General features: G+C 63.0%; 2 protein-coding genes. One reads left to right on the top strand and one right to left on the bottom strand.

From position 1 onward, the window contains the following. Window positions 1-825: 2-oxoglutarate and iron-dependent oxygenase domain-containing protein (locus tag VN004_RS13080; protein WP_325610668.1), on the bottom strand; the 825-nt coding region annotated here is incomplete at its 3' end. A gap of 186 nt (window positions 826-1,011) precedes the next feature. On the opposite strand from VN004_RS13080, the gene VN004_RS13085 reads away from it, so the two are divergent. Next, window positions 1,012-1,818 (top strand): Rieske 2Fe-2S domain-containing protein (locus tag VN004_RS13085; RefSeq protein WP_325610671.1); only part of this gene is annotated, 807 nt, incomplete at its 3' end.

Below are 1,818 nucleotides of genomic sequence, written 5' to 3' on the forward strand. Positions count from 1 at the left end.
TGTGGATTGCAGCTTGTCGTCGCTCCAGCGCTTCAGCATGTCCCCGATATTGCAGGTGATGACGCCGTCTTCGGGCTGGACATCGGTCCATGCGAATTCATCGGCTTCCTTGCCGGGGCAGAGCTGAAGTCCGCCCTGGCCCTTGCGCTGATGCAGAAGCGTCAGACAGGCATAGTCGGTATGCGCGCCGGCGCGCCAGCCGGTGAAGTCTTCCGGCTTGGCATCGATCATCGGCAGATAATGTAGCAGTCGCAGCGTCGATTGATATTCCGGCGATTGCGGATCGTGAGCGTCAGTGAAGAAGTCCGGCGCGAAGCCGAGTTTGTAGGCGAAGCAGCTCAGCACCTTCATGCCGAGCGCCCAGTTGGCGCGTTCGAAGGCGAGCATGGCGGCCTTGAAGCCTGGCAGGTTGTCGCCGCGAGGCCAGTGGTTCGTCATGCGCGGCACCGTGATCTGGTAGCTCTCCTTGTTGTCGGCCGTGCCGGTCGAGGGCCGCACCTGGCTTTTGTATTCCCAGCCCCAGTTCGTGCCCTTCACCATCGGCACCTTGGCCTTCACCTCATGCGGCAGGGCGAAGAAGCGCGCAGTTATCTCGAACGCCTCGTCGATCTGCGCCTGCGGGATGTCGTGATTGACCAGCTGAAAGAACCCGATCCCGGTCGATGCATTCCAGAGCTGATCGGCGATCTCGTATTTGCGCTTTTCGAAATTGCCGAGATCGATGCGGGGGACCTCGCGATGCTTCGTGGTGCCGATGCCGCGGAACGTGGTCTCGCGGTTGAGCTCGGGCAGGTCGTAGGTCGCCTGCATTGCGGATGAGGTCATGTCAGTCTCCACGGCGTTGGCCGCACCGGCACCGCCGGCTTCCACGCGTAGGTTCAAGGGTAACACGCCGCAGACGCGGCCGAAGCCTCAAAAGGCGGCACCATGTGCGCCATTGCCGGGCGCTTCCGGGATTGCGAGACTTCGCCCACCAGCCCGGCACGGACCGGCAATCAGGGGTGTACCGCGATGGACGAAGAGTGGATCGATCTCGGCTCGGTCGAGACTTTGTCCGACAGGCCGGTGCAGCGTCACCGCGCGGGGACGATTGACGTGGCACTGACCTGCGTGAACGGGCAATTCGGCGCCATCCACAACAATTGCAACCACGTCGGCGGTCCGCTGGGCGAGGGCACGCTGGACGGCGATTATGTCGTCTGCCCGTGGCATCAATGGAAGTTTCACCGCCTGACCGGACTCGGCGAACCGGGTTTCGAGGCAGACCGCGTTCCCGCCTTTCCGGTGAAGGTCGAGGCCGGCCGCGTCATGGTCAACGTGAAAGCGGGCACCGCGCGTCATCGCGCGCCGCACAAGCCGCATCCGCTCGCCCGTCCGATCGTGCGCGCCGAAGGCCCCGTCCGCGTCGCCGGATTGTCCACGACCGCGATGGATCCGAAGGCGCCACGCTATTCGGGGTCTGACGATCTTTTGGCGTCGGCGCTCAAAGCCGCTGCCGAAGACGGATGTGAGACCCGGCTGATCAGCCTCAACGATCTTAAATTTCGCAGCTGCCAGGGCTATTACTCAAAGGCTGCGCGCGCCTGCACATGGCCGTGCTCGATCACACAGATGGATCCGAAGGACGAACTCGATGCCGTTTACGAGGCGCTGGTCCATTGGGCAGATGTGGTGATCATCGCGACGCCGATCCGGTGGGGGCAGGCGAGTGCGCTCTATTTCAAGATGGCGGAGCGGCTGAACTGCATCCAGAACCAGGTGACGACGCGCAACCGGGTGATGATCCGCAACAAGGTGGCGTCGTTCATCATCGTCGGC

Source organism: Pseudorhodoplanes sp., from assembly GCF_035565855.1.
Taxonomy (GTDB): Bacteria; Pseudomonadota; Alphaproteobacteria; order Rhizobiales; family Xanthobacteraceae; genus Pseudorhodoplanes.